The sequence below is a fragment of the Streptomyces sp. NPDC052225 genome (assembly GCF_040679615.1).
GTDB lineage: Bacteria > Actinomycetota > Actinomycetes > Streptomycetales > Streptomycetaceae > Streptomyces.
The window spans coordinates 259,529-269,161 of record NZ_JBFAVD010000008.1 but is presented as its reverse complement, the minus strand read 5'-3'; the positions used below and the strand labels follow the sequence as shown (position 1 = coordinate 269,161).

Sequence of the window (9,633 nt, the reverse complement as noted above, 5' to 3'; positions counted from 1 at the left end):
AAACGCCCGGTTACATTCCGAACCCGGAAGCTAAGCCTTACAGCGCCGATGGTACTGCAGGGGGGACCCTGTGGGAGAGTAGGACGCCGCCGAACTATCTTTAGATAAAGAGCTGGTCCCTGAACCTTTTGGTTCAGGGACCAGCTCTTTTTTGTTGTGCGTCACTTCTCGTTCACGTTGTGCCACCAACATCCAGGCCATGGGCACAGTTGCAATGCTGCAGGCCGCGGGTGTCGGCGCCGGAGATGAAGTGATCGTGCCGGCTTACGGGCACGCCGAGTTGGCCGAGGCGGTCACACGGGCCGGGGCCGCGCCCGTCTTCGCGGACATCGACCCGGATACGTACTGCATCGATCCCGTCCACGTCGCCGCCTGCGTGACGGAGCGGACCGCTGCTGTCGTCGCCGTGCACCGCTTCGGGCACGCGGCCGATGTCGTACGGCTGCGGGAGCTCGGGCAGCGGCACGGGCTGCTGGTGCTTGAGCAGGGCGAGTCCGAGAAGTCGTACGACGACATCGCTCAAAGGCGGGCTCACGCCGCGTACTTGAGCGGGCGGCTCAATGGCGTACGGACGCCGGCCGGGCACGCCGGGCACACGTATCAGCAGTACGTGGTGCGGGTGCCCGGGAACGGGCGGCCGGACCGGGACGCCTTTGCTCGCGTGTTGCGGGGCAAGGGAGTTGAGTGCAGCGTGCCCGTGAAGACGCCGGTGCACAGAATGCCTGCGTTCCGGCGCGACGTGGTGCTGCCCGAGACCGAGCGGGCCGCCGACGAGACGCTGGCTCTGCCGGTGGACGCCCACATGTCGCGGCGGCAATTGCAGCGGCTCGTGACGACCTGCAATGCGCTGGGCGGATTGCTGCAACCCGCCTTCTGAGGACGGTTCGGCAGGGCCTGAACTTCAGGTATTATTGAACTCGTTGCTGCGGGGGAAACCCCGAAAGCGACCGGCCCCTATAGCTCAGTCGGTAGAGCGTCTCCATGGTAAGGAGAAGGTCAGCGGTTCGATTCCGCTTGGGGGCTCGGGAATTGAGGCCTCCGCCCTGATCGGGCGGGGGCCTTTTTCGTTGCCCCCGCCCCTCTCGGGCTCAGTCGTGGTGCAGGCCAGGGACGCGCATCGTCAGGATCGCCATGTCGTCGGACGGGGCGTCAGCGGCGAAGCGCTCCACCGCGCGCATGATGCGAGCGGCCACCGCACCGGCCGTCAGGCCCGTACAGGTGGAGAGGACTTCGGCGAGGCCGTCGTCGCCGAGCATGCGGCTGCCCTCGCGGCGCTCGGTGATGCCGTCCGTGACACAGAGCAGGACGTCGCCCGGGTCGAGTGTCATCGTCTGCTCGTACAGCTCCAGGTCGTCCATGACGCCGAGGAGCGGCTGCGGCTCCGCGAACGGGACGACCGTGCCGTCCTGGCGCAGGCGCAGGGGGAGCGGGTGGCCCGCGCAGACCATCTTCAGGATGGCCGAGCCGTCCTCCTGCGGCCACAACTCCCCGTAGAGCAGGGTGAGGAAGCGGCTGCGGGCGCCTTCGTCGAGGATCGCCGCGTTGAGTCGTTCCAGGACTGCCGGGCCACCGAAGCCTTCGCGGGCGAGGAGGCGCAGGGCGTGGCGGGCGAGGCCCGTCACGGCGGCCGCCTCCGGGCCCGTGCCGCAGACGTCGCCGATGGCGAAGCCGTACGCGCCGTCGCGGATCGGGAAGAGGTCGTAGAAGTCGCCGCCCACCTCGTTGCCCTCGCCGGCCGCCCGGTAGATGACCTCGACCTCGACGCCGGGGACGTCCGGGAGCTCCGGGGGGAGGAGGCTGCGCTGGAGGGACTGGCTGATCGCCATGCGCTCCGAGTAGAGGCGCGCGTTGTCGAGGGCGAGGGCCGCTCGGCGGCTCAAGTCCTCGGCCAGCTCCAGGATTTCCTGGCGGAAGTGCTCGTCCGTGGGCTTGCCGAGCGTGAGCATGCCGATGACACGGTTGCGGGCCACCAGGGGAAGGACCACGGTCTCGCCGCCGACGGCCGACGCCGTCTGGAGCGTCGTGCCGATGCCCGAGCTGACACTGGCCGGTTCGCCGAGGCCCAGGCTGCGCATGGACGTACGGAGTGCTGCTTGGTGCGCGGCCTCCGCGGGGGCCGGCCAGACGCGGGCGCCCGGCGTCGGCACCGGATCCGGGGGAGCGATCTTGGAGAGGAGGGCCTTGAGGCCGTCGATGCGCTCCTCGTCCTCGTGCAGGACGTAGGAGAGGTACGGCTCCGAGGCCTGGTCGGCGATCGTGTAGACCGCGCACCACGTGGCCAGGGTGGGGACCGTCATCTGGGCCATGAGTGCCAGGGTCTGGTCCCGGTCGAGGGTGCCGGCCAGGAGGTCGGAGGCCTCGACGAGGAAGCTGAGGGAGCCGCGGCGGAGCTTTTCGAGTTCGCCGAGGCGGGCCGACTCGACGGCGAGGGCGATGCGGTCGGCCGCGAACTGCAGGCGCAGGGCCTCTTCGTTCGAGTAGCGGTCGGGGGCTTCGGCCGCGACGCCGAGGGAGCCGGTCAGGCGGCCCTCGACCTTGAGGGGGACCGTCACCACGGAGCGCATGCCTGTGCCGTTCAACAGCGGTACGGCGCCCGGGACTTGGGTCAGGTCCTCGTGGACGGCGGGCATCCGCGCGGAGCCGTAGCGGCCGGGGCCGACCTCGACGGGGACGCGGGCGAAGCGCTGGCGGGCCGAGGGGAGGCCGGTCGAGGCGCGGACCTCGAGCTCCGTCTCGTCGTCCGTCGCCAGGAGCAGGAACGCGGAGTCGCCGTCGAGCATGTCGCGGGCGCGCTCGACCGTGCGCTGGAGGAGGCCGTCGAGGTCGTCGGGGGCCGGTGAGCCGATGAAGACCTCGAAGGGGTCCGCGCCCTGGCTGTCCGAGTGCCCCGCGGAGTCGGGCGCCGGGCCGCGCAGCGGCGTCTGGAGGACGGCGCGCTCGTGGTCCCGTACGAGAAGACAGACGGTGGACGGCTCGCCGTCGGTGTCGCGGACGCGCAGGTGGGAGGCGTAGACCGGGGAGACCCGGCCGTTCGCGCCACGGATGCCGTAGCTGCCCTCCCAGCGGGAGAGCCGGAGGGCGTCGACGATGCCCGTGCTGGTGCCGGGGGTGTGCGGCCAGGCCGCGAAGTCGGTGAGGGGCTTGCCGGTGACGAGTTCGGCGGAGTAACCGAAGAGGTGCTCAGCGTCCTCGTTCCACGACGTGATCGCGCCGGTCTTGTCGATCTGGACGACCGCGACGCGGACGTGGTCCTCGGCGAGCGGCAGGAGGTCCGTGGGGAGCGCGGGGCCCGCGGCGCGGGTGCCCACCGAGCGCTCGGGCAGGTCGAGTTGGAACCAGACGAGCTTGTGCGTGGCCGAATAGTCGACGCCCCAGCGGCCGGCGAGCGCCGCGCACAGCTGGAGGCCGCGGCCGCCCTCGCGGTCGGGGCTGCCCATGTTGATCGCGGAGGACTGGATCGGGATCTCGCGCTCCGGATAGCGGTCGGAGACCTCGATACGGACGTGGTCGTCACCGCGCAGACACAGAACCTCCGCGGATGTGCCCGCGTGAACCACGGCATTTGTCACGAGTTCGCTGGTCAGGACCACCGCGTCGTCGATGATGTCGGCATGACCCCACCCCTGGAGGGTGTCGCGCACGAAGGAGCGGGCGGTCGCGACGGATCGTCCGACCGGTTCGAAGGTGGCAGCCGCGCGCGCGGTGATCACAGAACTCCCTGTACGAGTTGTACTCGTTGTCCGAGTGTCGAGGCCCAGGTCTCCCGTACCCATGTCTCGGCCGCCCCTCCGATGCCCGCTCGTTTCTCGCCACCGCCCAGGCCGGGCGGACCGGGGTGGGTGGACAGCCGCATGCAAGGTTACTTACCTTCGCCGTCCATGCGGATGCCGGTCGTCTGTGTTTCCGCCCGGAGGGTGTGCGGACGGTGTGCGAAGCTGCCGAACTGTTATGGCCTGGTTCAGCCATGGTGAAACACTGGGCAAGCTTCCGGAGAGAAACGCATCGAATCGACGATGCGACGGTAGAAGCGAACCCGAGCAACCCGAGCAGTACAGGTCGACCCCTGCGGGAGGGACACAGTGGAGTCTGGCGCAGCGACGCGGAGCAAGAAGGCGCGCGCGGAAGGCGGACAGTCCCTGACTAAACAGCGCAAGTCACGTAATGGCACGACAAACGTGGACACTGCGGCGCTGAACAGGCTGCTCGCCGGACTCGTCGCGATGCGGGACGGCAATTTCCGCAAACGGCTCACGGTCAACGGCGACGGCGTGATGTCGGAGATCGCGGCCGTGTTCAACGAGGTGGCCGACCGGAATCTGCACCTGACCGGCGAGTTGTCGCGTGTGCGGCGCATGGTCGGCCGGGAGGGCAAGCTCACCGAGCGCCTTGAGACCGGCGCCTGCGAGGGCTCGTGGGCCGCCGCCATCAACGCCTCGAACGCGCTCGTCGACGATCTCGTACGACCGGTCTCCGAGGTCGGCCGGGTGCTCACCGCGGTCGCCGAGGGCGATCTGTCGCCGCGCATGGAGCTGCGTGCGCAGGTGCCGGAAGGGACCGGGCATCCGCTGCGGGGCGAGTTCCTGAAGGTCGGGCGGACCGTCAACAACCTGGTCGACCAGCTCTCCACCTTCGCCGACGAGGTCACGCGCGTGGCCAGCGAAGTGGGCACCGAGGGCAAGCTCGGCGGGCAGGCGCGCGTACGCGGAATGTCCGGTTCGTGGAAAGACCTCACGGATTCCGTCAATACGATGGCGTACCGGCTCACCGCTCAGGTGCGTGACATTGCTCTCGTCACGACCGCGGTGGCGAAGGGCGATCTGTCCCGGAAGGTCACGGTTCACGTCGCGGGCGAGATGCTCGAGCTGAAGAACACCGTGAACACGATGGTGGACCAGCTGTCGTCGTTCTCCTCCGAGGTCACGCGTGTGGCCCGTGAGGTGGGCACGGAGGGTGAGCTCGGCGGGCAGGCGCAGGTGCCCGGGGTGGCCGGCGTGTGGAAGGACCTCACCGATTCGGTGAACCTCATGGCCGGCAATCTGACGGCGCAGGTGCGCGGGATCGCTCAGGTCACCACGGCCGTGGCGAGCGGCGACCTCTCCCAGAAGGTGACGGTGTCGGCGCGCGGCGAGGTCGCGCAGCTCGCGGAAACCATCAACCAGATGACGGAGACGCTGCGGACGTTCGCGGACGAGGTCACGCGCGTCGCCAACGAGGTCGGGGCCGAGGGGCAGCTGGGCGGGCAGGCCAATGTGCCGGGCGCGGCCGGCACCTGGAAGGACCTGACGGACTCCGTCAACACGGTGTTCCGCAACCTCACCACTCAGGTGCGGGACATCGCGACCGTCACCACGGCGGTGGCGAACGGTGACCTGTCGCAGAAGGTCACCGTCGATGTCGCCGGTGAGATGCTGGAGTTGAAGAACACCGTCAACACGATGGTGGACCAGCTGTCGGCCTTCGGTTCCGAAGTCACGCGTGTGGCGCGGGAGATCGGGGTCGAAGGTGAGCTGGGCGGCCAGGCGCTGGTGGTGGGGGCCGCCGGCACCTGGAAGGACCTCACCGACTCTGTGAACACGGCTTTCCGCAACCTCACCGGTCAGGTGCGCAACATCGCGCAGGTGACGACGGCGGTGGCGAACGGTGACCTGTCGCAGAAGGTCACCGTCGACGTCTCCGGCGAGATGCTCCAGCTGAAGAACACCGTGAACACGATGGTGGACCAGCTGTCGAGCTTCGCCGACCAGGTGACCCGTATGGCGCGCGACGTGGGCACGGAGGGCCGCCTCGGCGGTCAGGCCCGTGTGGACGGTGTGAGCGGTACGTGGAAGGAGCTCACCGACTCCGTCAACTTCATGGCGGGGAACCTGACTTCACAGGTGCGTCAGATCGCTCAGGTCACCACAGCTGTAGCGCGCGGTGACCTGTCGCAGAAGATCGACGTGGACGCGCGCGGCGAGATCCTGGAGCTGAAGAACACCATCAACACGATGGTCGATCAGCTGTCGGCCTTCGCCGACCAGGTGACCCGGGTGGCCCGCGAGGTGGGCACCGAAGGCCGCCTGGGCGGGCAGGCGCAGGTGCCCGGCGTCGCCGGTGTGTGGCGCGACCTCACGGACTCCGTGAACGGCATGGCCGGCAACCTCACGGCGCAGGTGCGCAACATCGCGCAGGTCGCGACCGCGGTGGCGCGGGGTGACCTGTCGCAGAAGATCGACGTGGACGCGCGCGGCGAGATCCTGGAGCTGAAGAACACCCTCAACACGATGGTGGACCAGCTCTCGGCCTTCGCCGAGCAGGTGACGCGAGTGGCCCGCGAGGTGGGTACGGACGGCATCCTCGGCGGTCAGGCCGAGGTGCAGGGTGTGTCGGGTACGTGGAAGGACCTGACGCAGTCCGTGAACGGGATGGCCAACAACCTCACCCTTCAGGTGCGCAACATCGCCGAAGTCACTACAGCTGTAGCGCGCGGCGACCTCTCCAAGAAGATCACCGTCGACGCCAAGGGCGAGATCCTCGAACTCGTCACCACGGTCAACACGATGGTGGACCAGCTGTCGAGCTTCGCCGAGCAGGTGACCCGGGTCGCCCGTGAGGTGGGTACCGAGGGCCAATTGGGCGGCCAGGCAAGGGTTCCCGGTGTCACCGGCATCTGGAAGGAACTCAGCGACAACGTCAACCTGATGGCCAACAACCTGACCAGTCAGGTGCGCAACATCTCCCAGGTGGCGTCCGCCGTGGCCAACGGCGACCTGACCCGTACCGTCACGATCGAGGCGCGCGGCGAGGTCGCGCAGCTCGCCGACACGTTCAACACCATGGTGCGGACGCTGAGTTCGTTCGCCGACCAGGTCACCAAGGTGGCCCGCGAGGTGGGCACCGACGGCATCCTCGGCGGCCAGGCCCGCGTCCCCGGCGTGTCCGGTACGTGGAAGGACCTCACCGAGTCCGTGAACGGCATGGCCTCGAACCTCACCGGCCAGGTCCGCAACATCGCGATGGTCACGACGGCCATCGCCAAGGGCGACCTGACCAAGAAGATCGACATCGACGCGCGCGGCGAGATCCTCGAACTGAAGACGACGATCAACACGATGGTCGACCAGCTGTCGTCGTTCGCCGAGCAGGTCACCAGGGTGGCCCGCGAGGTGGGCACGGAAGGCCAGCTGGGCGGCCAGGCGCGGGTGCGCGACGTCGACGGCACGTGGCGCGACCTGACGGAGTCCGTGAACGAGATGGCCGGGAACCTGACCCGTCAGGTGCGTGCCATCGCGGCCGTGGCCACCGCGGTGACCCGCGGCGACCTCAACCTGAAGATCGATGTCGACGCCGCGGGCGAGATCCAGGTCCTTCAGGACAACATCAACAAGATGATCTCCAACCTGCGCGACACCACCATCGCCAACGAGGAGCAGGACTGGCTCAAGGGCAACCTGGCCCGCATCTCGGGCCTGATGCAGGGCCGCCGCGACCTCGACGACGTGGCCTCCCTGATCATGAGCGAACTGACGCCGGTGGTCTCGGCGCAGCACGGCGCGTTCTTCCTGGCGATGCCGCTGGACGACGCGGCGGACGCCGGGTTGGCGCCCGAGGACGCATACGAACTGCGCATGCTCGGCAGCTACGGCTACTCCATGGGCTCGATGCCGACGTCCTTCAGGCCCGGCGAGACGCTCATCGGGACCGCCGCCCAGGAGAAGCGCACGATCCTTGTCGACAACGCGCCCAGTGGGTACCTGAAGATCGCCTCGGGCCTCGGGGAGGCGCCGCCCGCGCAGGTCATCGTGATCCCCGTGCTCTTCGAGGGCACGGTGCTCGGCGTGATCGAGCTGGCGTCCTTCACGCCCTTCACACAGATCCAGAAGGACTTCCTGGGGCAGATCGCGGAGATGATCGCGACGAGCGTCAACACGATCTCCGTCAACACGAAGACCGAGGTCCTGCTCAAGCAGTCGCAGGAGCTGACCGAGCAACTCCGTGAGCGCTCCGCCGAGTTGGAGAACCGGCAGAAGGCCCTCCAGGCGTCCAACGCCGAGCTGGAGGAGAAGGCCGAGCTGCTGGCTCAGCAGAACCGCGACATCGAGGTGAAGAACACCGAGATCGAAGAGGCGCGGCAGGTCCTGGAGGAGCGCGCCGAGCAGCTCGCCGTATCGATGCGCTACAAGAGCGAGTTCCTCGCCAACATGTCGCACGAGCTGCGTACGCCGCTCAACTCGTTGCTGATCCTCGCCAAGCTGCTCGCCGACAACGCCGACGCGAACCTCACCCCCAAGCAGGTCGAGTTCGCCGAGACGATCCACGGAGCGGGCTCCGACCTGCTCCAGCTGATCAACGACATCCTGGACCTGTCCAAGGTCGAGGCGGGCAAGATGGACGTGTCGCCGACGCGCATCGCCCTGGTGCAGCTCGTCGACTACGTAGAGGCGACGTTCAGGCCGCTGACCGCGGAGAAGCAGCTCGACTTCTCCGTCAGGGTGTCGCCGGAACTGCCCACTACGTTGCACACCGACGAACAGCGCCTCCTTCAGGTGCTGCGCAACCTGCTCTCCAACGCGGTGAAGTTCACCGACTCGGGCGCGGTCGAACTCGTCATCAGGCCCGCGGGGAACGACGTACCGAACGCGATCCGTGAACAGCTCCTGGAAGCAGGGTCGTTGCGGGAGGCGGACGCCGATCTGATCGCCTTCTCGGTGACCGACACCGGCATCGGGATCGCGGCCAGCAAGATGCGGGTCATCTTCGAGGCGTTCAAGCAGGCGGACGGTACGACCAGCCGCAAGTACGGCGGCACCGGCCTCGGTCTGTCCATCAGCCGGGAGATCGCCCGCCTGTTGGGCGGCGAGATCCACGCCCAGAGCGAGCCCGGGCGTGGCTCGACGTTCACGCTCTACCTGCCGCTGCACCCGAGCGAGCTGCCGCCGCAGGGCTACGCGCAGCTCGCCCCGACCATCGAGCCGGGTCAGCCGCTCGCGCTCGACGCGGCGCCGGAGCGCGTGGACGTGGAGACGCCGGCGGAGGTGAAGTCGTACCAGGAGACGCAGAACGGTGCGGCCGCGCTCTTCAGGCGCCGGCGCAGGCACCTTCCGTCGGCCGAGCCGAGGACCGGGCTGCCGGGCCAGCCGGCGCCCGCTCAGGAGCGCGCGGAGGAGCAGTGGGAAGGAGCGGCGGAGCAGAGTGCGCCGACGCCGCGCCGCCAGTTCCAGTTCGGCGGCGAGAAGGTCCTCATCGTCGACGACGACATCCGTAACGTCTTCGCGCTCACCAGCGTCCTGGAGCAGCACGGTCTGTCGGTCCTGTATGCGGAGAACGGCCGCGAGGGCATCGAAGTCCTTGAGCAGCACGACGATGTGACGGTCGTGCTGATGGACATCATGATGCCGGAGATGGACGGCTACGCGACGACGACGGCGATCCGGCGGATGCCGCAGTTCGCCGGTCTGCCGATCATCGCCCTCACCGCGAAGGCGATGAAGGGCGACCGGGAGAAGGCGATCGAGTCCGGTGCGTCCGACTACGTCACGAAGCCGGTCGATCCCGACCATCTGCTCTCTGTGATGGAGCAGTGGATGCGCGGTGAGTGACCGGAAACCGGAATATTCACGCGGAGTTGCTGACTGAGTGTGGCCGAAGCCGTGT

Annotated in this window: 3 protein-coding genes, 1 tRNA gene and 1 rRNA gene; 4 read left to right on the top strand and 1 reads right to left on the bottom strand. The window is 68.3% G+C overall.

Translation table 11 applies throughout. The features are described 5' to 3' along the window. From rrf to AB0L37_RS15475, 3 genes are all read left to right on the top strand, one after another. A 5S ribosomal RNA gene (rrf, locus tag AB0L37_RS15485) occupies positions 1-95 on the top strand; the annotation flags it as partial. 119 nt (positions 96-214) lie between these two features. Then, positions 215-877 carry a DegT/DnrJ/EryC1/StrS family aminotransferase gene (locus AB0L37_RS15480; protein ID WP_365504677.1) on the top strand — a complete coding sequence of 221 codons (663 nt, stop codon included), beginning with the start codon at positions 215-217 and terminating at the stop codon, positions 875-877. A 73-nt stretch (positions 878-950) separates the two neighbouring features. Next, a tRNA-Thr gene (locus tag AB0L37_RS15475) sits at positions 951-1,023 on the top strand. A gap of 65 nt (positions 1,024-1,088) precedes the next feature. On the opposite strand, the gene AB0L37_RS15470 is transcribed toward AB0L37_RS15475, so the two are convergent. Then, complete coding sequence (locus tag AB0L37_RS15470) at positions 1,089-3,710, bottom strand: SpoIIE family protein phosphatase (RefSeq protein WP_365504646.1); 2,622 nt, start codon at positions 3,708-3,710, stop codon at positions 1,089-1,091. A gap of 369 nt (positions 3,711-4,079) precedes the next feature. On the opposite strand from AB0L37_RS15470, the gene AB0L37_RS15465 reads away from it, so the two are divergent. Beyond that, positions 4,080-9,578: a HAMP domain-containing protein gene (locus tag AB0L37_RS15465; RefSeq protein WP_365504644.1), complete on the top strand. Its 5,499-nt coding sequence runs from the start codon at positions 4,080-4,082 to the stop codon at positions 9,576-9,578. The last annotated feature ends 55 nt before the right edge of the window (positions 9,579-9,633 follow it).

Excerpts from the sequence above, each read along its gene's own strand:
- AB0L37_RS15480 (WP_365504677.1), top strand. The coding sequence starts at position 215 with ATGCTGCAGGCCGCGGGTGTCGGCGCCGGAGATGAAGTGATCGTGCCG.